Raw genomic sequence first — 550 nt, 5'->3', positions numbered from 1 at the left:
ACTTCGCGAAGCAGCAAGAGTGAAGTACGAGTATATCGAAAGTTATGTTGGGGAATATAAAGTGACCCATATGTGTCACGCCCTTGATGTATCGCCTAGTGGTTATTACAAGTGGTTGAATCGAGAGCCAAGTGAACGCTCAAAGCGGCGGTGCCGTTTTGAACAGTTAGTCATGTGCACCTTTGCAAAGCATCGTGCTCGTTATGGTTCTGTGCGAATTACCGATGAGTTGAACGAAGCAGGCTATGCCTGTTGCGTTAACTATGTTGCTGATATTATGAAAGAAAAGGGTATCAAAGCGCGAAACGGTATAGGGTTCAAATACACTAAGGATGTTGCCGCGATGACGAATGTAGCTGATAATTTATTACGTAGAGACTTTGAAGCAGCGCGCCCTAATCAAAAGTGGGTGACTGACATTACGTACATCTGGGTGAAGAGCCGTTGGCTCTACCTAGCTACGGTTCTGGACTTGCATTCACGGCGTATTGTTGGTTGGTCTTTAGATACGACGATGACGGTTCAACTCATTACGAATGCACTGAAAATG

Annotated in this window: 1 protein-coding gene; it reads left to right on the top strand. The window is 45.1% G+C overall.

Annotation, left to right across the window (positions count from 1 at the left end):
* Positions 1 to 19: 19 nt before the first annotated feature.
* On the top strand, positions 20 to 550 hold a 531-nt coding region (locus EXA13_RS16685; RefSeq protein WP_238134104.1), incomplete at its 3' end, for an IS3 family transposase.

It is taken from the genome of Vibrio cincinnatiensis, from assembly GCF_022113815.1.
Taxonomy (GTDB): Bacteria; Pseudomonadota; Gammaproteobacteria; order Enterobacterales; family Vibrionaceae; genus Vibrio; species Vibrio cincinnatiensis_A.
The sequence above is the reverse complement of the archived record's forward strand: the minus strand, read 5'-3'. Positions and strand labels throughout refer to the sequence as shown.